We start from the raw sequence: 21,339 nt of genomic DNA on the forward strand, positions 1-21,339 counted from the left end.
TCAAACGGCGGCGGGCGCTGTCCAGTGCACCACCTTCACGGCCGTCATCTCGTCGAGCAGTTCGGGCCCGAAGCCGAATCCGCTGCCGCTGGCCTTCCGCGGCTCCGAGGCGCCGCCTGGCGCCCCACCGAACACCGCGTTGATCTTGACCGTTCCGACCGGAAGCGTGCGCCACGCCTGCTGTGCGTGGCCCATATCCCGCGTGAGCACCGTCGCCGCAAGACCGTAGCGGTCCTGTGCGGCTTCGGTCAGCGCGGTCTCGAAGTCCGCGACGACGCGCACGGCCGCAACAGGTCCGAAAGTCTCCTCGCTGAACACCAACATGGCCGGATGGCAGTCCGTCAGCACTGTCGGCGGATAGAACGAGCCCGGTCCCGAATCGGGTTGGCCGCCTGCCAGGACCGCGGCTCCCTTGGAGACTGCCTCATCGACGTGCCGGTGTACCTCCTCGCGGTGACGTTGGTCGACCAGCGGTCCGATTCGACCGCCCCACTCACCGGCCTCACGCACCAGCGCGTCGACGAACTGACCGGCGATCGACTCCACCACGTAGATGCGCTCGACGGAGACGCAGATCTGTCCGGCGTTGGCGAAGGCGCCGGTGGCGGCCTGCCCGGCGGCCCACCGGGGGTCGACGCCCGCGTCGACGATGAGGGCGTCGTTGCCGCCGTTCTCCAGGATCGCTTTGGCGCCACGGGCCGCACATGCTGCGGCGATGTCGCGACCGGTAGCGGTGCTGCCGACGTGGGCGACGACATCGACGTCATCGGCTGCCGCCAGCGTTGCACCGACGGTCCCGTCGCCGTCGACGATCTCGAGGACGCCGTCGGGCAGATGCGCGGCGATCAACTCCGCGAACCGCCTGCCCGCGGAGGGACACCGTTCGCTCGGCTTGTGCACGATGGTGTTACCAACGACCAAGGCGGCACCGATGAGGCCTGCGGCGACCGCCACCGGGTCATTCCACGGTGTCAGCACCGCCACCACGCCCCGAGGTTCGGCGATCATGAAATCCGTTGCGGCCCAGTCTCCTTGTAGGCTGCGGCCCCCGTGAAGCGGGCCGAGTTCGGCGTACTGCCTCAACGTGTCGACACCCGCCTGTACGCCGCCGACGGCGTCGTCGACCGGCTTGCCGGTCTCGCGTTCGATGAGTTCGGCGAGCTCCTTTGCTGCGGCCTCGACGCTTGCGGCGGCATCCCGGACATGAGTCGCCCGCTCCCCCGCCGCGGTGCGCATCCAGTCGTCCCACGCCACCCGGGCGCGTGCGACAGCGTGCTCACATGCCTGTGCGTCGGCAATCGGCACATGGGCGACGGTCTCGCCGGTACGCGGATCCAGGATTGTCAGTTCGGTGGTTTTCGACACGCCTGTGTCTTACCCAGGCTGCAGCGGGTGAATCATCGACGCCGCTCAGCAGCGCAGCTTCTCCGGAGCCACCCGCGAAAGGTTCTGCAGGTCCGGCGAAATCACACCCCATTGAAGTAGCTGTACCGCGTCGTCGACGGAGTCCGCGACCGGCAGATGCCGTCCGACGTCGATCACTCCCAGGAGCCTGCGAAGTATCCGGCAGGGCACAAGAGCCCACGCCGCACCGTCTCGCCGGCATTGGCGATCGAAATCGATCAGCACTCGAACACCCTGCGTGCCAATGAAATCGACACTGCTCAAGTCGACGACAACTCGATCGTTCCTGCTGGCGAAACCGCTGAGGACGGTGGTCATGAAGTCGCTGTTCGATGCGTCGATATCACCGCTCACGGCGATGACGGTCGTCGGCCCCTGCGATTCGACGGAAACAGAAGTGCCGCGGCAATCGATGTTCTGGCGCGACTGCTGCTGTTCCAAGACGTTGTCGATGGTCATGTTCTCCTTGCCTGCTTTGTGGTGCAGGCTGTGAACTCAACCGCTTGGCCAAGGTTACCGTACTTCTGCCGTCAATCACGCCGCTGCGATTCAACCGTCCGCCGACGGCGGTCGGAGTTTTCGCTTCCCGTACCGGAATGTACTGTGCATCTTCGTCAATTGGCTCGGGCACATGCCGTTTGGCGCCCATGAGGCCCGCGGTACCAAGCGCGGGTCATGAGCGCGGAGCGAACACCGGCATGAAGACGTTGTCCCCGTCCACGTCTTGGCGTTCGAAGCGCACCTCGACCGGAAGCCCGATGCAGACCGAATCCGGTTCACACTCGACGATGTTGGTCGCGATCCGCAGGTCGGTCTGCTCCTCCAGCTCGACGATCGCGATCACGTAGGGCACCGGCACGGCAGGGTTGAACGGTTGGTAGTTGACCGTGTACGTGAAGACGGTCCCCCTGCCGGAGACCGGCAGGGGGACGAGCGCGCCGCGGCAGACGGGACACTCCCCGGCCGGCGGTTGAACCCACAACTCACAGTGGGCGCACCAGGTGACCAACAGTCGACCGTCACCACCTCCGGTCCAGAACGCCCGGTTGTGCTCGTCGAGCCCGGGCAACATCCGGGCCGGAATCTCGGGTGGCGCCTCGTCTGCCATAACGAGCAAAGTACAGTCCAACCGACTGTCCTTACAAAAATAGAGTTTCGAGGAGCCCGATGAGCTACTTCGAGAAGGACGCGATCATCAGCGGCCTCGGCATCTCGCGAATCGGGCGCCGCACCGGCATCCCCAGCCGCGAGTTGACGCTCGAGTCCGTACGCGCGGCGATCGAGGATGCCGGTCTGACCGCGTCGGACATCGACGGTATCGCCACATTCGGGGATACGCCGCCTGCCGAAGTGCTTGAGGCTCTGGACATTCAGGCGCAGGACCGGAGCACGGGCTTCGACACCGGCGGAGTACTCATACCCGTCATGTCGGCCTTCCGCGCCGTATCGGAACGGCGTTCGCGGCATGTGCTGGTGTATCGGACCGTCGCGATGCTGGGCGGGTCGATGAACCAGGAGGCATCGCCGCTGCTCAACCCGCTGGCCTCCCCGCCCGTCGAACCGCACGCTCCCGGAACTCGGAGAAAGCTCAAACCGTTCGAGGACATCGACGAATTGGTTGCCGCGCACTCGTATTCGGCCGCGAACTGGCTGGCCATGCACTGCAGGCGGCACATGGAGCTCTACGGAACGACCAAGGAGCAGCTGGGTTGGCTGGCCGTCAACAGCAGGCGCAATGCCGGGCTCAACCCGCGCGCGGCCTATCGCGAGCCGATGACGATGGACGACTACCTGTCGTCGCGTCCGGTGTCCACCCCGTTCGGGCTGTTCGACTGCGACGTTCCAATCGACGGATCCATCGCGCTGGTCGTCTCGCATGCCGACTACGCCGCCGACAGTCCGAAGCCCGCGGTGGCGGTGGAGGCGATCGGTGGCACATACGGTTCAGGAGGGTGGTTTCACCGCGACGACTTCCCGAAGATGGCTTCGGTGGAAGCGGCCGCCGAAATGTGGTCACGCACGGACCTCACCGCATCCGATGTGGACGTCGCCGAACTCTACGACGGTTTCACGTTCCTGACGTTCGCGTGGTTGGAGGCGTTGGGCTTCTGCTCCGACGGCGAGGCGGGCCCGTTCGTCGACGGGGCGACGCGGATCGCGCTCGACGGCGCCCTGCCGCTGAACACCTATGGCGGGCAGCTGTCGGCGGGGCGCATGCACGGCTATTGGCTGCTGCACGAGGCATGCCTGCAGCTGCGGGGCGAGGCAGGCGAACGGCAACTGGCGAAGCGACCCGAAGTCGCCGTCGCAGCGGCGGGCGGCGGGCCGATCGCCGGATGCATGCTGCTGACCCGCTGAAGACTTGCCCGAAGCCACGCATTGACAACGGCCTGCCTGGCTGTGATAGTTATGACCCCTTAAACGAAAACAGTGTTTTCATTTAAGCCCCGAAACACTCACATAGGCGGAGATCACGTGGGCGCTGAACACGGGCCGTCGGCCTGGCTGCCGCACTCCATCTCGCAGGCCGCACTCGACGGCGCTCAGGGTGGCGAGGACGTCGACATGGCCTCCGCCTGGTCGCACTTGCTCCGCAAGCTCGAGGACGCGGCGCATACCGTCGACTCGGAACCAGCGAACCGGAACCGGCTTGATCGAGCGGCGGGGATACGGCATCTGCTTGTGCTGCTTGCAGCGGGCCTCGACGAGGCACTGCGCTTCGATCCGGATCCAATTCTGCGTGTCCAGCGCACCAGCACCGACGACGTCGTGACGTGGGGAATGGAGTGCCCGGACTGCCTGTACACCCGCGCCGTCATGCGCGGCGGTGAGAGCTATCGGCTCTTCGGCAATCGCGGCAGCGCACGGTACGTCGGACTTCAGACGATGAACGGAATAGCCTCGACCGCAAATTGTTTGGTCGATGAACTCGAGATGGACACCAACGGTGACTTCGAAGTCGTGTTGTCTGCCGAGCAGCGCGAGGGCAACTGGATGCGGATCGAAGGCGCGCATCCGATCCTGACGGTGCGGCACTTCTTCTACGACTGGGACACCGAGGTGCCGTCGTCGCTTCACATCGAACGACTCGGCGATCCGGTCGAAGCCGCAGTTCCGGCAGTCGATGCCGACGTCGCGGTGTCGCGCCAACTGCTCGCACTCGGCGAATTCGTCAACGACAACCTCGAGTTCTTCCTCCAGTTCGGCGCGGCAGCACCGGCCAACGGCTTCCTGCCCCCGATAGACCGGACCGCGATGGGCGCTGCCGCCGAGAACAAGCCGGTCATCGGACGCTGGGAGCTGGACCCCGACGAGGCCCTGATCCTCGAAGTCGAGCCGCCCGACGGCGTCTACTGGAGTTTTTCGCTCGGCAATCCGTGGTGGGAGACCATCCATTACGGCCGGCACCAATCCAGCCTGAACGCGCACCAGGTCGCCATGGACGTCGATGGCCTTGTACGGGTAGTCGTGTGCGGGCGTGATCCCGGGGTCGCCAACTGGCTCGACACCGCAGGTCACAGCAACGGCGCGATGATCCTGCGATGTGTGCGCACCGCGACGGCGCCGACACCGCGCGCTCGGCTGGTGCCCTTCGACGACATTGCATCGACGCTGCCCGCAGACACCATGCGGGTCACGGCCGACGAACGCGCAGCCACCATCGACCGACGGCGGCGTGCAGTGCTCGAGAGGTTCGGACTGTGACGTTCTCCGCCGACGAACTCGAGGACGGCGCCCGCCTGGCGACCGGACTGCAGGACTTCGGGCCGCCCTACTACCGCGAGGGCCTCGAGCGCACCGTGGAGGCGTTGAACACCGAAGCCGACCTCTCCGATCTGGGGGCAGTCATTCAGCACGCCACCATCAGCAACGCCTTGATCCAGCGGCTGAAAATCGAGGACACCTACGTGCAACACCCCGAGATCGACGACGAAATCGTCGGCGGCCCCGTCTTCGTCATCGGCCTGCCCCGAACAGGAACCACTGCGCTGAGCCAGCTGGTGGCGGCCGACCCTCAGTTCCGTTCATTGCGGATGTGGGAGTCGCAAGCGCCGACTCCACCGCCGGAGGCGGCCAGCCAGCACACCGACCCGCGCATCGCGCAAGCCGAGGCAGGCCTGCAGATGCTGAACGACATGTTCCCCTTGATGAAGACGCTCTACAACTCGGAAGCCGCAGCGCCCACCGAGTGCCAGGACTTGATGGGGATGAGCTTTCGTACCTTCCACTTCGATGGTGTCGTGCGCGTCCCTGGTTACCTGGCTTGGCTGATGGAGTGCGACATGCGTGAGACGTACACCTTCCACCGTCGGGTGCTCAAACTCCTTCAGTGGCACTGCCCACCGACCCTCTGGCATCTCAAGACGCCGGTGCACGTGTTCGCACTCGATGCGCTCGTCGAGGCGTATCCGAATGCGAAGTTCATGTGGAGTCATCGCGACCCCGCGAAGGTCATGGGCTCGGTGTGCAGCCTGATTCGCTACGTACGTAGCTGGAGCAGCGATCGAGACGACCCCGAAGAACTAGGTTCAGAACAGCTGCAGAGCTGGTCCGAAGGAATCCGCCGGGCAATGGAATTCCGTCACCGTGTCGGCGACGACCGTTTCGCCGACATCGCCTTCACCGACTTGCAGACCGACCCCGTGAGCACCCTGGCGGCCGGCTACCAGTCTCTCGGACTCGACTTCACCGACACCACCGCGCACATGGTCAAGCAATGGGCCCACGAGCACAAACCGGGCTCCCGCGGACCACATGACTACGATCTCGCCGACTATGGCCTGACCCCTGAGTCGGTTCGTGAACGGTTCGCCGACTACCTTCGCGCCTACGACGCGACAGCATGACCCGGCCAACCACGCGGCGTCGGGACAAACTCGCACCGGACCCGGGCGTCCGCCGGGTCATCCTCGCCGCCGCATCCGAGTCCCTTCGCGAGCAGGGAATCCGAGGTCTCAGCGTCGCCGCGGTGCTCGATCGCGCACAGCTGAGCACGCGCGCGTTCTACCGGCACTTCGAATCCAGAGACCAGCTGGTCGCTGCCGTGTTTCTCGACATGGCGTATGCCGAGACGCGAAGGCTCCGAAAGAGAATGGCCAAGACAGCCGACCCGGTAGAAGCCGTCGCCACTTGGGTTGACGCGAGGCTGGACCTGGCCTTCGACGAGGGCGTCAAGTCGGACCTGCGTCATCTGTCCCTAGAGGCGCAGTCTGCGATCTTCGCCTCGCCCGAACTGATCCAACCGGCGTACACCGCGATGCTCGAACCGCTCGTCGAACAGCTTCAGCGCGGCCTTGCGCAGGGTCTGTTCACCGACGTCGATCCGCTGACCGAGGCGCAGTCGATTCAGGGCGTTGTCTGGGCGAGCACCGAACGGCAGTGGGCGACAGGCGATTTAGGGGGTGCCGCCGTCCGGGAACATGTGCTCCGGTTCTGTCTGCGCGGACTGGGCGTCGCGCCGGAAGCGACCGCAAGAATCGCCGGACAGGCCCGGCTTGGAGACTGACAACCTGAGGAGACTCGATGGACCTTGGATACGCCGGATCGAAAGCCGTTGTCACCGGGGGCAGCAAGGGTATGGGCCTGGCCATCGCCGAAGCGTTGGCCGCGGAGGGGGCCAGCGTTGCCGTCATGGCCAGGAATAGGGCTGCGCTCGACGATGCAGTGCACGCCATCCGCGAGGCGGGCGCCCCCGACGCGTTCGGCATCAGCGTCGACATGGCAGACGCAATCTCCATCGAGAGTGCCTTCACCGCGGTCTCCGAGCGCTGGGGACAGCTCAACGCCCTCGTCCACACCATCGGACCGGTCGACGGATATTTCGAGGAGATGGACGATGCGGAATGGGAGGCCGCTTTCACACTGGGCACCATGTCCGGCGTTCGTTGCATCCGCGCCTCGCTTCCACTTCTGCGCGCTGCCGGCTGGGCGCGCATCGTGACGCTCTCCGCGCATTCCATTCAGCGGCAGAACCCGCGCATAGTCGCCTACACGGCATCGAAGGCAGCCCTGTCCAGCGTGACCAAGAACCTGTCGAAGAGCCTCGCCAAAGACGGCATCCTGGTGAACTGCGTATGCCCCGGCACCATCGTGACGGCGAGCTTCACCGAGAACCTGAAGGATATTCTCGCTGCCGACGGGCTCGACGCCACCGACCCACGCGACGTCATGACCTGGATCGACAACAACTTTCATCAGCCGTGCGACCTCGGCCGCGCCGGCCTGCCCGAGGAAATCGCCTCGATCACGGCCTATCTGGCGTCCAAGCGCAACGGCTACGTCACGGGAGCAACAGTGAATGTCGACGGTGGCTCGGATTTCGTCTAGACGCTCTTGACGGTGACGTGGCTCACAGTATTATGACCAGTGGTCATCGACTGCTGGGAGGTCACGATGCCGACCGTGACATGGGCTCGCGTCGATCCGGGCCGCCGGGCCGCCGTGGTCGAAGCCGCGGAAGCCGAGTTCGGTGCGCACGGTTTTTCGCAGGGCAGCCTGAACGTCATCGCGCGGCGGGCCGGAGTCGCCAAGGGCAGTTTGTTCCAGTATTTCGCGGACAAGCGCGACCTCTACGCGTACATCGCCGACATCGGCAGCCAGCGCGTGCGCTCGTTCATGGAAGACCGCATTCGTGAGCTCGACCCGAGTCGGCCGTTCTTCGAATTCCTGACCGACCTTCTCGACACCTGGGTCGCCTACTTCGCCGACCATCCGCAGGACCGTGCGCTGCACGCCGCGTCGAGCTTTGAAGTCGACACCGAGGCCCGCGTCAGCGTGCGGACTGTCATCAACCGCCACTATCTGGAGGTTCTGCGACCGCTCGTGCGCGATGCCCACATCCGTGGCGATCTGCGCGCGGACTGCGATACCGACGCGCTGCTGTCACTGCTGCTGATGATCTTCCCGCACATGGCCTTGGCGCCGTACGTGCGCGGCGTTGACCCGATTCTGGGCCTCGACGACCCGACACCCGAACAGCCGGCACTCGCGGTGCGCAGACTCGTCGCCGTGCTCGCGGACGCATTCTCTTCCACCAGCCCAGCCCAATTGATCAAGGAGGTCACACAATGACACTGACACGGACACGCTCGGCTTCACTCGCCGCAGGCGGCCTCAAGTGGGATAGCTTGCCGCTCAAGCTTTTCGCCGGCGGCAACGCCAAGTTCTGGAACCCCGCGGATATGGATTTCTCGCGTGACCGGGCCGACTGGGAGGCGCTCACAGAGCTGGAGCGCGAATGGGCGACTCGGCTGTGCGCGCAGTTCATTGCCGGCGAGGAGGCCGTCACTCAGGACATCCAGCCGTTCATGGCGGCGATGCGGGAGGAAGGGCGACTCGGCGACGAGATGTACCTGACCCAGTTCGCCTTCGAGGAGGCCAAGCACACCCAGGTGTTCCGCCTGTGGCTCGACGCCGTTGGCGTAACCGACGACATGCAGGTCTTCCTCGACGACCTGCCCACCTACCGGAAGATCTTCTACGAAGAGCTGCCGGAATCCCTCGACACGTTGGCCACCGACCCCTCCCCGGCGGCGCAGGTGCGCGCCTCCGTGACCTACAACCACGTCATCGAAGGCATGATGGCCTTGACAGGATACTATGCGTGGCACCGCATTTGCGTCGACAACAACATTCTGCCGGGCATGCAGGAACTGGTGCGGCGCATCGGCGACGACGAGCGCCGCCACATGGCCTGGGGCACCTTCACCTGCCGGCGTCATGTCGCCGCAGACGACTCCAACTGGGCGGTGTTCGAGGAGCGGATGAACCAGCTGATTCCGATGGCGTTGCAAAACACCGACGATGCCTATGACCTCTACGAGGAGATTCCGTTCGGCCTCGAGAAGGAAGAGTTCCAGCAGTATGCCGCCGACAAAGGCATGCGGCGATTCGGCACGATCAGCAGCGCAAGGGGTCGGCCCCTCGAGGAGATCGACGTCGACTATTCACCGCTGCAACTCGAGGACACGTTCGCCGACGAGGACGCCAAGGCGCTGGCGGCCACCGCTTAGACAGACTCGTCGGCCGGCGACGCTGCGCGACTCCCACGTCGCGTCGCGGCGCGGGCCAACACGTAGAGCACCCCGCCGAGCACCAGCAGCACGCCGGCGAACAGCCACACCTTGGCGGACTGTTGGGTCAGCAGCAGCACGCAGGACACCACCCCGAGTACCGGGACCGCGGTCCACACCCGGAAGTGCTGATGCTCGACCGTGTCACGGCGCAGCACCAGCACAGCCAAGTTCGTCGAGATGAACACGAACAGCAACAGCAACACCACGGTTTCCGCGAGTGTCGACAGGTCGCCCACCAGAGTGAGCAGCATCGCCACCGCCGTGGTCGCCACGATCGCCACCCATGGTGTCCGCCGTTCCGGGAGGACCTTGCCGAGAACTGCGGGCAGCAAGCCGTGCTCGGCCATGCCGTAGGTCAGCCTGCTCGCCATGATCATGGTGAGCAGTGCGCCGTTGGCGACGGCGACGAGCGCGACGGCGCTGAACAACCAGTCGGGGACGCCGACGCCCGATGCGGCGACGACGGACAGCAGCGGGCCGGAGGACTTGGAGAGCTCGTCGGGCGCCAGCGCCGTCGCGCTGGCGATGCCGACCAGCGCGTAGAGGACGCCTGCTGTGATCAGCGCGCCGAAAAGCGCTGTGGGATAGACCTTGCTGGGATTACGAATCTCTTCGACGACGTTCGCCGACGTCTCGAAACCGACGAACGAGTAGTACGCGACGATCGCGCCGCCGAGGATCGCCAACGCCGGGGTTGCGCCGTCGGGAAACTGTGCGATGCGGCTGACGTCACCGCGTCCGCCGCCGACCATGAGCGACACCGCGATGATGACGATCAGCAAGCCGCTGAGCTCGATGACGGTCATGACGACGTTGCTCTTGACCGACTCGCTGATACCGCGTGCGTTGAGGCATGCCACCAACGCCAGAAACCCAATGGCCGCCGGGATGGTCGGGATGTCGACGAAGGTCGCGAGGTAGTCGCCTGCGAAGGCCAGCGCAAGACCTGCGGCGCTCGTCACCCCGGCCGCCAGCATGCAGAACCCGACCAGGAACGACACCACGGGCTGGCGGTAGGCGCGTTCGGCGAAGACCGCCGCGCCACCTGCCTTCGGGTACTTGGTAACCAGTTCGGCGTAGGACCCGGCTGTCAGCAGCGCCAGCAGCAACGCCGTCACCAGCGGCGCCCAGAGCACGCCTCCGACATCCTCGGACAGAACCCCCATCAGTGCGTAGATGCCGGCGCCGAGCACGTCTCCAAGGATGAAGAGGAACAACAGCGGACCGGTGATATTTCGTTTGAGCTTTCCGTCCTCAGCCGATGTCATGCACCCCTGATACCCAGTGAGGGGATGGAAGTATTCCCGGCGGCGAAATCCGCCCCTCGTGCGGCACGGTGTTCGTCCGGGTTATCGGGTCGACGCTCGACTGTCGTTGGAAGCGAAACGTCTTCGCGCGGACGTCCTCTTGGTCGCGCAGAACTCTCGCACGATGGCATGCAACCGACGCGGCGTGAACCAGATCGTTGGCGGTAAATCGAACCAGCTCAGAGACGATGCACTCGTCCTCTATCGCTGAGATGAGTTGGTCGGACTTAGCGACAATCAGGCGCCGAGTCGATGTCAATCGCCCGATGCTCCTCCCGGGAGGCGGCGAACAAGCTCAGCGACGCTGTTGATCTCAACGTACTCCGGCTACCCGACCTTGCACGCCTTCAACGGGATGCAATGCAGCCTCTCCCAGCCCGTCGCGACTCGAACGCTACCTAAAGACTCGACACTCAGCCGCAAACGACTGAATACTTCGCAAACTGACAGACCTGTCCACGAATTGCTTCGTTCTGTGGCCTGTGCCGAATGGCGGAAGTGAATTCGGCCCCAATCCTGCGGGCCAGACGCCGAGCCGGAATGCCCGGACGTCACCAGCGTTGACCCTCTATGCGGTCGCGGGGCTGTCACACCTCCGCTTCCGTCGAGCGCGGGAGCGAGGGAACGACTTTCGACGCGTCGTACTACACCGACCCACTGGCGTTGGAGCACCTGACCGGCTCGCTCTCGGCGACGATCGCCCATGTCGGCACACACGAGTGGAGGGCGCCGGTCGGGCTGCGATTCACCACCAAGTTCGACGGTGTGGCACCACTATTGGGTCTGCCGCATGAGGGCCGTACGCGGGTGCGCGTGTCGGTCAACGCACCGAAGATCGCCGCCCGCTTCGAGGGTGGGACGGCACGTCTTCCGCGGCGCGTCGCTGCGCTGCGCTGCTGGCTTTGGCCGGCTACCGGGCGGGCCTGACCATCGCTCCCATCATGCCGATACCGCAGTGGCGCGATGGCTACCGCAACCTGCTGCAGGACGTCGCCGCCGCGTTGTCCGATGTGCCCGACGTCGACCTGACCGTCGAATGCATCACCCACCGCTTCACCGCGGGCAGTAAGGATGTACTGCTCGGCTGGTACCCCCGCACCAAGCTGGAGATGGACGAGTCGGCACGGACCCGGAAGTTCGGCAAGTACGGCTCCGCCAAGTACGTCTACCCGAAAGGGACCATGGCCGAGTTGCGCACCTGGTTCGAAAACGAGCTGGCGGCAACGCTTCCCGCTGCCCGCACGCTTTACTGGACGTAGTGTTCAGACCCCGATGAGTCCGTGCTGTCCGTTCACCGCGTCGATATAGACACCGGTTACCTGTCCGTCGTTCTTGATGCGGGTCAGCTGAGATCCTCGCGCGCCAGCGACATCCACAGCGCTGAATGCGCCCGCTGAGTACAGGAAGCCGTGCGTGTTACTGGCGGCATCGCTGTAGAAGCCGGCGACTTCGCCCGTGTCATTGATCCCGAATGCGGTCGAGTTGGTGCTGAGCGGGTAGTCGATGGAGGTGAGCGCTCCCCCGATCCGGGTAAACCCGTGCTGCGCCCCCGTCGAATCCGACCATGAACCCGCGACATCACCCGAGGAGTTGATCCCGGTCACCATCGTCCTGGTGGCTCCCGGGAAGTCTATCACCGTGAAAGCACCTGCGTCATAGACGAATCCATGCTCGACGATCGCAGCGTCGGCGAAGCTGCCGACGACCTGGCCGGTGTCGTTGATACCGATGGCCTGGGTCCAGCTGGCACCGGGAACGTCGATGTCGTCAAAGGTGCCGCCGGCGTTGATGAAGCCGTGCATAGTCCCAGCCAAGTCGCCGTATACGCCGACGATCGCACTCGAACCGTTGATCCCCGTAGCGATGCTCGTGGTCGAGCCCGGCACGTTGAATATCTGGTAGGCACCGAGGGTAAAAGTGAATGCGGTCGCGCGTGAGGTGGTGCTGCCTGGGTCGAAAATGAAGGCACCGACTGCCGTCACACCGTCGCCGTCAAAGACGACTGATGTCGCAGCGCCCGGATAGTCGACGCTCGCGAACCCGTACGTCTTCGCTGCCTTCCGAATCACGGCCTCGTCAAGAACTTCTAGTACGCGGTCGATCGCAATCCTCGGACGAAACTCCAGAAGGCCGTGCAGAATTGCCCGCTCCGGTCGGCTCGTGAGCGCATCCGTGTGGACTGTCCGGCTGCGTGCGTGTGCTTTTGTCATGAGCGTTGTCCTTTCATTAGCCGATGACCGACCGAACGTAAGCTCGGTGGGCTGAGTGGGACACGCGTAGTCGGCTACCTCTGTTGCACCTGTTCGAGTAGAAGACCGGTACTGCGGGGACCGAGAAATCCGACGTCCAGACACAACAACACGATGAGGACCGCAGAGCCGGAGAACACCGCCACCGGTCCAAGCGCCGCCAGCGCGGGCACTGCCACGAACGGCATCACGGTCGACGTCGCACGAGACAACGAATAGCAGATTCCGCTGGCTGTGCTGCGGATCGCGGTCGGGAAGATCTCGGCCTGATAGATGTGAAAGCCGTTGGAGAAGACGTTCGACACGGCGGTCAGCAGGAAGCCCGCGACTACGATCACCGCGACGTTCGTCGAGGCCGCAAAAACGATGCCGCACACGCCGATTCCCACCGCGGAGGCGATGATCAGATGCTTGCGCTCGAACCGTTCGACCAGCGGAACCGACAGCAACGAGCCGATCGGGTAGCCGGCGAAGGCCAGCGCCGCATAGCCAAGCGATTCGGTCACGTCGAAGCCCTTGCCCACCAACACCAGCGGGGCCAGCGTGCCGAAGCCGTAATAGGCGACCGTCTGCAGAATCTGGAAGATCACCAGCATCACGGTGCGCTTGCGGTAGTCGCGGAAAGCGATCCGCAGCACCTCAGCGACGCTCAGGGCGTCGTCCCCGGAAGCCGAGGGGCCGTCGGGCACGGCCGATTCGGCCACCGGCGTATCCGGTGCAACCTTCGCGACCACCGACTCGACGACGCTGCGGGCCTCCTCGTGACGCCCGCGGCTCTCCAGCCACCGTGGTGACTCCGGCAGCATGGTGCGGACAGCCATGATGAACACTGCTCCGAGGCCGCCGAACAGCAGCAACCACCGCCACCCGTCGATGCCGAGCAGTTCTTGTCGTGCGACCAGTCTGCCGCCGAGAAGGGCGGCGAGCGGCACCCCGAGAAAGCCGATCGTGTAGGCCCACGCCGTCATCCGCCCGCGGTACTTGGCCGGGATGAACTCGGCCAGATAGGTGTCGACGAGAACCAGTTCCGCGCCCAGCCCGATACCGGCGAGGACGCGCAGCACGAGGAACGTCTCGATGTTCGGCGAGAAGGCGGCGGCGAATGAAAACACCGAGTACACAAGCAGATTGAGGATGAACACCCGCCGGCGTCCGAGTCGATCGGCGGCGACGGACAGCACGTTGGCGCCGATGAACATGCCTGCGAAACCGGCGGCGATCACCATCGACTTGCCCAGGGTGCCAAGGCCCCATTCCTTAGCCAGTACCGGTGCCAGCACGCCGCCGAGGAACACCTCGTACAGGTCGAAGAACGTGCCGATGCCGACCAGGACCACCAGACGCCAGTGCCAGCGGCTGACGGGGAGGCGCTCCAAGACCGACGATGCCGCGCTAACCGATGCTGGACTCCCCATGTCGCCTCCTGTGGCCGGTGTCAGGCATTTGCGAACTTACTCGCCGCTCGGCCACCTCCCTTTCAAGCCATGCACCCACGCACCGCAGACACGCTCACCCGGTCATTGGGTGTCGCGAGCCTGACGCTCGGGTTGACCGAGTTGCTGGCGGCCGACGCCGCCCCGTCGACGGCCCATTGCGGCGCTAGACCCGTAGCGGTTCTTGGGATCGGTAGCCACTGCGACCGGATGTACTTCTCGCCATGACGACGCCAACCCGGCGGCGCATGACGAAAAGGAACCCAGCGATGAGCATCATCCCCACCCGCGTTCAGGTCCAGGTCAACCGCGTCGACCGCACGCGCAGCCTCTGGATCGGGATCTCCGCAGGCGTCACCGCGCTGTGGTCCCTCTACCGGCTCTTCTGGTTGTTCTACGCGGCCACGGCGCTGTCCAGCGTCGGCTACACCGGGATCTCGCTGATCTTCCCGCTCGTGCTGTGGGGCGCCATCGCCGTCGTCGCGGGCTTCGTGTCCGTCACGTTCCTGCTCCGCTACTCCAAGCAAGCCTGACCACCCCGAGGACGGCGTCGAGCGGCCGAACTTGAGGCGGATGCCCCATGTGACGCGATGGTCGCAGGGGCCACCCTTTCTGCATGCACATTTCTGGCATCGCCTGCCAAGCCGCTTCCCCGACACCGTGTCGGACCATTGGCCCGCGGGCGAAATGATTGGGAGGCAACCATGTTCACCATCGACGAGATCGCGACGATTCCGCTCTTCTCGACGCTGGAGGACAAAGAGCTGAGGTACCTTGCCGGCGAAGTGGAGGACATCCACGTGGGGCCAGGGGAGTATGTGGCTCACGAGGGTGATGGCCGTGCTCTGGCGGTCGTCGTCGAGGGCAAAGCCGAGCTGACCAAGCTGGTGAACGGTGTCGAGCGGGTGATCGGCGTCCGGCTTCCCGGAGAGCTGGGCGGCGAAGTTCCGATGACGCTCGGCACGCCCTTGCCCGCCAGCATGCGTGCCGTCGGTCCGTCGCGCGTGCTGAAGCTGAGCGGCGAGGTGTTCCACACGCTCGTAGCCATGGCGCCTCAGGTCTCCGCCGAGATCAGCGCAGCAGCGTCGGAGCGCATGGGGATGCTCGAGAGCGCCACCGCGCAACCTCCCGAAGCCAAGATGTTCGTTGTCGGTCCACGCCTAGACCCGGGGGTCCACAGCTGCGACAACTTCCTTCACCGCAATCAGATCCCCTACGAGCGCCTCGATCCGGACGATCCTCGCGCGGTCGCACGCGCGCGAGGAGACGGCCCGGTGACGGGCCCCTATCCGGTGGTGTTGCTCGGCGACGGAACGCAGATGACCGCACCGTCGATGCGCACCGTCGCGACGGTCTCCGGCCTCACGGTGTCACCAGGCCGGCCACACTATGACGTCGTGATCGTGGGCGGCGGTCCGGCAGGTCTGACAGCTGCCGTCAACGGCGCCTCCGAAGGCTTGGACACCGGGATGATCGAGTCCTTCGCCCCCGGCGGTCAGGCCGGCACCTCGACCCGGATCGAGAACTACACCGGATTCCCATACGGCATCTCCGGCGACGAACTCGCGAGCCGGGCGCTGCAACAGGCGAAGCGGCTGGGCGCAGAGATCGTCGTGACCCGACGGGTCGAAAGCATCGACCCGGAAGACATGACCGTGACGCTGGACGGTGGAGAGGTCCTGCGGACCAGGTCGGTAATCCTCGCGATGGGCGTGGAGTGGCGGCGTCTGGCGATCGAGTCGGTCGACCGATTCGTCGGCTCCGGTGTCTACTACGGCGCGGCACGCAGCGACGCCGGCCTGGCACAGGGAATCGATGTGTACCTGGTCGGAGCCGGCAACTCGGCGGGTCAGGCCGCCATCTTCTTCTCCAACTACGCGCGGTCGGTGACGTTGCTCGTGCGGGGCGAAGCGCTGGCGGAAACCATGTCCACCTACCTGGTCGAGCAGATCGCATCGAAGGCAAACATCCGGGTGGAAACGAAATCCGAAATCGTCGCGGCGCACGGAGCCGAACAGCTCGAGTCGATCGAGGTCATCGACCGCAGGACCGGCACGGTATCTCAGCGCGAGGCGCGAACGCTCTTCGTTCTCATCGGAGCCCAGGCCGCGACGGACTGGCTTCCTCTGGAGATCTCGCGCGACAGGAACGGCTTCGTCCTGACAGGAGCCGAGGCGATGACGACAGGACAGTGGAAGACAGATCGCGAGCCGTTCACTCTCGAAACAAGCGCCCCCGGAATCTTCGCAGTCGGCGACATCCGCTCCGGCTCGGTGAAGCGGGTAGCAGCGTCTGTCGGTGAGGGCGGTGTGGCGATCGCCCTCGTGCACCGCTACTTCCAGCTCTCCTCGTAGAAGTCGTTGGTCACGCAGACGACGTCAACCGGGCGGCCTCAGCGACGAACGCATCGACATCGTCGGGTTGGGTGTCGAAACTGCACACCCAGCGCACCTCACCCCTCGACGTGTCCCAGTCATAGAAGCGGAAGCTCTCGCGCAGCCGGTCGGCGACGCCCGGCGGCAACGTGGCGAATACCGCGTTCGCCTGCGTCGCCTGCGTGAACTCGACGCCGTGGACGCTGCCGTCGGCGATACCCGCCTCCATCTGCGAACGCAGCCGCGCAGCCATCGCGTTCGCGTGCCGGGCGTTTCGCAGGTAGAGGTCGTCGTCGAGCAGCGCCAGCAGCTGCGCCGAGACGAATCGCATCTTCGACGCGAGCTGCATCTGCGTTTTGCGCAGATAGACCATGCCCTCGCAGGCGTCGGCATCGAGCACCACGATCGCCTCTGCGCCGAGCCCGCCGTTCTTGGTGCCGCCGAAGGTCACGACGTCGACGCCGGCGTCGGTGGTGAACGCGCGCAGCGGCACGTCGAGGGTCGCGGCGGCGTTCGACAGACGCGCGCCGTCCATGAAGACGCGCATTCCGCGTTCGTGCGCATAGCCGGTGATCGCCCGTACCTCATCGGGCGTGTAAACGGTCCCGAGCTCGCTCGACTGCGTGATGTAGACAACGAGCGGTTGCGCCCGGTGCTCGTCGCCCCAGCCCCACGCTTCCTCGGCGATGAGGTCGGGCGTCAGCTTGCCGTCGGCCGCGGCGATCGGCAGCAGCTTGATCCCTGCGGCCTTCTCCGGCGCCCCGCCCTCGTCGGCGTGGATGTGCGCCGTCTTCGCGCAGATGACCGCTCCCCACCGCGGCAGCATCGACAGCAGCCCGACCACATTGGCACCGGTGCCGTTGAACACCGGAAAGGTGTCGACGCCCGCACCGAAGTGGCGCGCACACACCTCCCGCAGGCGGGCGGTGTACAGGTCCTCGCCGTAAGAGACCTGGTGTCCGTCGTTGGCGGCGGCGATGGCGGCCAGCACCTCGGGGTGCACACCCGAGTAGTTGTCGGAAGCGAAGCCGCGAACGGTGGTGTCATGCAAAGTGGTCACGGTTGCTAAATCTAGGACCAGTGCCGGTGGGTTCTGTGAGGGCGAGATCATCGGTGGCCGTCGAAAATGTAGGGAAACACCCGATTCCTCCGCGCGGATTTCTCCCTAATGTGCTCACCGGAGTCCAAACGGTCCGCGACTCTACAGTTCAGCAGAGAGCTGTAGTCGGCCCGCCACCTACACCGTGGCGGGCCGGCCCATCTCTGCGCGCAACCCGAGACTGAGGTCGGGGCATCGACGAACTTTCTGCGGCTAGCCTGACTTCGTGAGCAGCCAGCGAGTCCCCGGCGGAGTGGTGCATGAATTGCCCCAAGACCTGCGAGACGCACTGATCGGCAACTCCCCCGCCCTCGTCGCATGGCACGACATCACGCCGTTGGCGCGCAACGAGTTCATCTGTTGGGTCGAGGACGCCAAACAGGAGAAGACGCGCGAGCGCCGTATCCGGCGGACCCAGGAGGAGCTGGAGGAAGGCAAGCGGCGGCCATGCTGCTGGCCGGGCTGCAAGCACCGCGAGCGCACCGGCAAGCCCGCATAGTTGCCAATCCGGCCCACAGCGGGTGGGCCGGAGATACCGTCACTAGTCGCGACCGAGCTGAGGAGGCGACGTGGACGGGTATCGGACTGTGGTGGTCGGGACCGACGGCTCGGAGTCGTCAATGCGCGCGGTAACGCGCGCCGGAGAAGTCGCTGCACAGGACAACGCGAAGCTGATCATCGCCAGCGCGCACATCGAGACCGTCGAGAAAGGCGGTTGGTCACGAGCGCCGTCGCACGATCATGTGTCCGACACACGCGCCGCGGACTCCCTCGGCGGCGAAGGCTACATACTGCACGGCAACGCTCCCGTATACGGCATCCTTCGGGAGGCGCACGACAAGGCGACGGCTGCAGGCGCTCGGCACGTCGAGGAGCGGGCGATAGACGGTGCGCCGGTGCCGGCACTGGTGAAATTGGTCAAAGAGGTGAACGCGGATCTGCTCGTCGTCGGAGACGTGGGCCTCGATTCCGTCGCGGGCCGGCTACTGGGCTCGGTGCCCGCCGAAGTCGCCCGCAGGGCGAGAATCGACATCTTGATCGTCCACACCGCCGACTAGGGCGGTCTATCGTGAGCCGGTGAACGGCGCCGGTGACCGGCTGGGGGTTCGCGGCGGATGACCCCGCCACCACCGCCCATGATCACCGTCTGCTCCGGCGACGTCCGACGCACCTACCGGGCCGGCCGCGACATCATCGTCGGGCGGGACGTCCGCGCTGATCTCCGTATCCCGCACCCGGCGATCTCCAGGGCGCACATGATCCTGCGATGCCTCGACGGGCAGTGGACCGCGATCGACAACGACAGCCTCAACGGCATGTTCGTCGGCACGGAGCGGGTGCGGTGTCTGCCCGTGCTCGATCGCACCGCCATCACCCTCGGCGACCCCGAAGGTCCGCGGCTGATGTTCGAACTCGGTCCTGCGCCCGACGAACCGCCGACCGTCGATAGCAAGCGGCCCGCGCTGCAATCGATCACGATCGGGCGTGCCGCCGACAACGACATCGGTGTTTCCGACATGATGGCGTCGCGGCATCACGCCACGTTGGTGGCGACGCCGTCGGGCCCGCAAATCCACGACGCGCACAGCGACAACGGCACGTTCGTCAACGGCGAGCGGATCAAGCGCAAGGCGCTGCAGGAGAACGACGTTGTCACGATCGGCAATGTCGACTTCGTATTCGTCGACGGCGATCTCGTCCGCCGCACGGAACCCGCCTCCACGACCGGCGGGTTAGAGGTAGACGACGTGGGGTTGACGCTCGGCGACGGCGACGTGACGCTGCTGGATCGGGTGTCCCTCACTGTCCGGCCCGGTGCGCTGACGGCGGTGATCGGCCCCTCGGGCTCGGGTAAGTCCACGTTGTTGAAAATGATAGTCGGGGTTTGGCAGCCGACGAGTGGCACGGTGAGGTTCGACGGACGCGACCTCCATGCCGAGTACGAATCGCTGCGCAGCCGCATCGGCATGGTGCCGCGGGAGGACATCGTTCACCGGACGCTCACCGTTGCCCAGGCGCTGAACACCGGGTTGCGACTGCGAATGCCAGCCGATATCACCAAAGACGAACGCCGACAGGTTGTTTCGCGAGTGCTTCAGGAACTGGAGATGACCGAGCACGCTGATACACGCGTGGACAACCTCTCGGGTGGACAGCGCAAGCGCGTGTCGGTCGCGATGGAACTGCTGACCGAACCGTCGCTGCTGGTGCTCGACGAACCCACGACGGGCCTGGACCCCGCGCTGGATCGGCAGGTGATGACGATGCTGCGTCGCCTCGCCGATGCCGGCCGCGTGATCGTGGTGGTGACGCCGTCGCTGCGATTCCTCGACGTATGCGATCAGGTGTTGCTGTTGGCCCCCGGTGGCAGGACCGCGTACCGCGGCTCACCCGATGGGGTCGCCGAGGCGATGGGCTCGGGGGATTGGGCCGACATCTACGAAGACATCCGCGCGGATCCCGATGGGGCGCAACGGCGTTACTTCGAGCGGCACGGGTCGGCGGCAGACCCCGTGGCGCGACCCGCGGCGCCGGCGTCCCGGGTCACGCGACATAGCAGGAGCACAAGTTTCTGGCGCCAGGTCTCGGCGATCGCGCAGCGCCAGGTGCATCTCCTTGTCGCTGACCGCCGCTATCTCGTCTTCCTCGTGCTGGCGCCGATCGTCGTCGGCCTGCTGCCGTTGGCGGTCGGCGGCGATGCAGGCTTCACCAAACCGCACGGCGGCACCGCCGCACCGTTCGAGCCCCGGCAGATCATCGTGCTGCTCAGCTTCGGCGCAATCCTGATGGGGTTGACGGTGTCGGTGGGCGACCTGGTCGGCGAGCGGGCGATCTACCGCCACGAGCAGGCGGCGGGGCTTTCGCCGTCGGCGTACCTGTGGGCCAAGCTCGCCGTGTTCGGCGCGATCGCCGTGATTCAGTCGGCGCTTCTCGTGCTGGTCGTCACTGCACCCGGGATCGGCAAGCGCGCGCCGGCGACCGCCGCCGTGCTCGGCAGTCCGACGCTGGAGTTGTTCGTCGATGTGGCCGCGACCGCTGCGGTGGCGGCGGTCCTCGGCCTCGCGATCTCGGCTGTCTCGAGCAGCAGCAATCAGTACATTCCACTGCTGGCGGTCGCTTGCGTGGCTCAGCTTGTCTTCGCAGGCGGTTTCGTTCCGATCGCGGGTCATCCGGTGCTCGAAGCGATCGCCGCCCTCACTCCGGCGCGCTGGGGGGTCGCCGCCACGGCATCGTCGGTCGATCTGGCTAATCTTGTTCCGACGGTGAACGATCCGCTGTGGCGGCACAGCGCATCGGTGTGGCTGTTCGACATCGCGATGCTGGCAGTGCTGGCCCTGTTGTACGCCGGGTTGGTGCGGTGGCTACTGCGGCGAAAGGCCACGGCGTAGCGGCGTCG

The 21,339-nt window shown here is 65.5% G+C and carries 21 protein-coding genes; 14 read left to right on the forward strand and 7 right to left on the reverse strand.

What is annotated here, in order from left to right; genetic code table 11:
* The 3 genes from QOC76_RS19420 to QOC76_RS19430 form a co-directional block, all read right to left on the reverse strand.
* On the reverse strand, positions 1-1,365 hold the full coding sequence (locus QOC76_RS19420; RefSeq protein ID WP_526359351.1) for an aldehyde dehydrogenase family protein: 1,365 nt from the start codon (positions 1,363-1,365) through the stop codon (positions 1-3).
* A 45-nt stretch (positions 1,366-1,410) separates the two neighbouring features.
* The gene (locus tag QOC76_RS19425; protein ID WP_526359353.1) at positions 1,411-1,863 is read right to left on the reverse strand and encodes an STAS domain-containing protein; all 453 of its coding nucleotides are present in this window, start codon (positions 1,861-1,863) and stop codon (positions 1,411-1,413) included.
* 214 nt (positions 1,864-2,077) lie between these two features.
* A complete protein-coding gene (locus tag QOC76_RS19430; protein WP_526359411.1) occupies positions 2,078-2,476 on the reverse strand; it encodes a Zn-ribbon domain-containing OB-fold protein in 399 nt (132 codons plus the stop codon).
* Positions 2,477-2,571: 95 nt separating this feature from the next.
* On the opposite strand from QOC76_RS19430, the gene QOC76_RS19435 reads away from it, so the two are divergent.
* From QOC76_RS19435 to QOC76_RS19465, 7 genes are all read left to right on the forward strand, one after another.
* Positions 2,572-3,762 carry a thiolase family protein gene (locus tag QOC76_RS19435; protein ID WP_526359355.1) on the forward strand — a complete coding sequence of 397 codons (1,191 nt, stop codon included), beginning with the start codon at positions 2,572-2,574 and terminating at the stop codon, positions 3,760-3,762.
* Positions 3,763-3,879: 117 nt separating this feature from the next.
* Positions 3,880-5,109, forward strand: coding sequence for a DUF1214 domain-containing protein (locus QOC76_RS19440; RefSeq protein ID WP_526359357.1), 1,230 nt, complete (start codon positions 3,880-3,882; stop codon positions 5,107-5,109).
* Positions 5,106-6,251: a sulfotransferase gene (locus QOC76_RS19445; RefSeq protein ID WP_526359359.1), complete on the forward strand. Its 1,146-nt coding sequence runs from the start codon at positions 5,106-5,108 to the stop codon at positions 6,249-6,251. The genes QOC76_RS19440 and QOC76_RS19445 overlap by 4 nt, the downstream gene beginning before the upstream one ends.
* Positions 6,248-6,910 (forward strand): TetR/AcrR family transcriptional regulator, encoded by a 663-nt coding sequence (locus QOC76_RS19450; RefSeq protein ID WP_526359361.1) that lies wholly within the window; start codon positions 6,248-6,250, stop codon positions 6,908-6,910. Before QOC76_RS19445 ends, QOC76_RS19450 begins: the two co-directional genes overlap by 4 nt.
* Before the next feature lie 17 nt (positions 6,911-6,927).
* Complete coding sequence (locus tag QOC76_RS19455; protein ID WP_526359363.1) at positions 6,928-7,731, forward strand: SDR family NAD(P)-dependent oxidoreductase; 804 nt, start codon at positions 6,928-6,930, stop codon at positions 7,729-7,731.
* A 66-nt stretch (positions 7,732-7,797) separates the two neighbouring features.
* Positions 7,798-8,475: a TetR/AcrR family transcriptional regulator gene (locus QOC76_RS19460; protein WP_526359365.1), complete on the forward strand. Its 678-nt coding sequence runs from the start codon at positions 7,798-7,800 to the stop codon at positions 8,473-8,475.
* Between the two features lie 2 nt (positions 8,476-8,477).
* Complete coding sequence (locus tag QOC76_RS19465) at positions 8,478-9,416, forward strand: R2-like ligand-binding oxidase (protein WP_526359413.1); 939 nt, start codon at positions 8,478-8,480, stop codon at positions 9,414-9,416.
* Here the strand turns inward: QOC76_RS19465 and QOC76_RS19470 are convergent.
* Positions 9,413-10,747, reverse strand: a complete 1,335-nt coding sequence (locus QOC76_RS19470; protein WP_526359367.1) for an amino acid permease — start codon at positions 10,745-10,747, stop codon at positions 9,413-9,415. The two genes, QOC76_RS19465 and QOC76_RS19470, sit on opposite strands and share 4 nt — an antisense overlap.
* A gap of 609 nt (positions 10,748-11,356) precedes the next feature.
* Between QOC76_RS19470 and QOC76_RS19475 the strand changes: the two genes are divergently transcribed.
* Both QOC76_RS19475 and QOC76_RS19480 read left to right on the forward strand, forming a co-directional pair.
* Positions 11,357-11,713 (forward strand): spore photoproduct lyase family protein, encoded by a 357-nt coding sequence (locus QOC76_RS19475; RefSeq protein ID WP_526359369.1) that lies wholly within the window; start codon positions 11,357-11,359, stop codon positions 11,711-11,713.
* Positions 11,689-12,045, forward strand: coding sequence for a spore photoproduct lyase family protein (locus tag QOC76_RS19480; protein WP_526359371.1), 357 nt, complete (start codon positions 11,689-11,691; stop codon positions 12,043-12,045). Before QOC76_RS19475 ends, QOC76_RS19480 begins: the two co-directional genes overlap by 25 nt.
* Before the next feature lie 3 nt (positions 12,046-12,048).
* On the opposite strand, the gene QOC76_RS19485 is transcribed toward QOC76_RS19480, so the two are convergent.
* Positions 12,049-12,996 carry a hypothetical protein gene (locus QOC76_RS19485; protein WP_526359373.1) on the reverse strand — a complete coding sequence of 316 codons (948 nt, stop codon included), beginning with the start codon at positions 12,994-12,996 and terminating at the stop codon, positions 12,049-12,051.
* A gap of 74 nt (positions 12,997-13,070) precedes the next feature.
* Positions 13,071-14,450 carry an MFS transporter gene (locus QOC76_RS19490; RefSeq protein ID WP_526359375.1) on the reverse strand — a complete coding sequence of 460 codons (1,380 nt, stop codon included), beginning with the start codon at positions 14,448-14,450 and terminating at the stop codon, positions 13,071-13,073.
* 287 nt (positions 14,451-14,737) lie between these two features.
* Between QOC76_RS19490 and QOC76_RS19495 the strand changes: the two genes are divergently transcribed.
* Together QOC76_RS19495 and QOC76_RS19500 are read left to right on the forward strand one after the other, a co-directional pair.
* Positions 14,738-15,001, forward strand: coding sequence for a hypothetical protein (locus tag QOC76_RS19495; RefSeq protein WP_526359377.1), 264 nt, complete (start codon positions 14,738-14,740; stop codon positions 14,999-15,001).
* A gap of 171 nt (positions 15,002-15,172) precedes the next feature.
* Positions 15,173-16,822 (forward strand): FAD-dependent oxidoreductase, encoded by a 1,650-nt coding sequence (locus QOC76_RS19500; protein WP_526359379.1) that lies wholly within the window; start codon positions 15,173-15,175, stop codon positions 16,820-16,822.
* 10 nt (positions 16,823-16,832) lie between these two features.
* On the opposite strand, the gene QOC76_RS19505 is transcribed toward QOC76_RS19500, so the two are convergent.
* Positions 16,833-17,954: a threonine aldolase family protein gene (locus QOC76_RS19505; RefSeq protein WP_526359381.1), complete on the reverse strand. Its 1,122-nt coding sequence runs from the start codon at positions 17,952-17,954 to the stop codon at positions 16,833-16,835.
* Positions 17,955-18,168: 214 nt separating this feature from the next.
* Between QOC76_RS19505 and QOC76_RS19510 the strand changes: the two genes are divergently transcribed.
* From QOC76_RS19510 to QOC76_RS19520, 3 genes are all read left to right on the forward strand, one after another.
* The gene (locus QOC76_RS19510) at positions 18,169-18,441 is read left to right on the forward strand and encodes a YdeI/OmpD-associated family protein (protein ID WP_526359383.1); all 273 of its coding nucleotides are present in this window, start codon (positions 18,169-18,171) and stop codon (positions 18,439-18,441) included.
* Positions 18,442-18,511: 70 nt separating this feature from the next.
* Complete coding sequence (locus QOC76_RS19515; RefSeq protein WP_526359385.1) at positions 18,512-19,000, forward strand: universal stress protein; 489 nt, start codon at positions 18,512-18,514, stop codon at positions 18,998-19,000.
* A 57-nt stretch (positions 19,001-19,057) separates the two neighbouring features.
* On the forward strand, positions 19,058-21,331 hold the full coding sequence (locus tag QOC76_RS19520; protein ID WP_526359387.1) for an ATP-binding cassette domain-containing protein: 2,274 nt from the start codon (positions 19,058-19,060) through the stop codon (positions 21,329-21,331).
* Positions 21,332-21,339: the final 8 nt, after the last annotated feature.

Origin of the sequence: Mycobacterium sp. (assembly GCF_032159565.1) — a bacterium.
GTDB lineage: Bacteria > Actinomycetota > Actinomycetes > Mycobacteriales > Mycobacteriaceae > Mycobacterium.